General features: G+C 50.9%; 1 protein-coding gene. It reads right to left on the bottom strand.

Going from position 1 to position 328, the window contains the following annotated elements:
* Positions 1–116: 116 nt before the first annotated feature.
* Positions 117–305: an NlpC/P60 family protein gene (locus Q5762_RS40165; RefSeq protein ID WP_399495561.1), complete on the bottom strand. Its 189-nt coding sequence runs from the start codon at positions 303–305 to the stop codon at positions 117–119.
* Positions 306–328 lie beyond the last annotated feature (23 nt).

The following is a 328-nucleotide window of genomic DNA, read 5'->3' as shown; positions in this document are numbered from 1 at the left end:
CTTCGACCTGGACACATAGGGCATGGATTGCCTCCTGAGGCGAGGATACGGCTAACTCAAACTCTCGCCCGAATCGCTTACGCATGGGGCCGTATAGAACAACTTTCTTTAGTGGCTTATCCATTTGGCATATCTCGGTGTCTGACTACGTATACAGTTCGCTCCGCCCAATAGCCGCCGTAATTCTCTCGGCGAGATAGTCGGCCATGCAGGTGATGCAGCATCTGCCCATCGCCGAGATATACGCCAGCATGGTTAGGAACCTTAGAGCGAACATTCATCAAAATAATATCACCGCGCCTAATGTCGTCAGTGACCTGAAAGAATC

It is taken from the genome of Streptomyces sp. P9(2023) (genome assembly GCF_032436795.1).
Lineage (GTDB): Bacteria > Actinomycetota > Actinomycetes > Streptomycetales > Streptomycetaceae > Streptomyces.
This window is presented reverse-complemented; position numbering and strand designations above follow the sequence as displayed.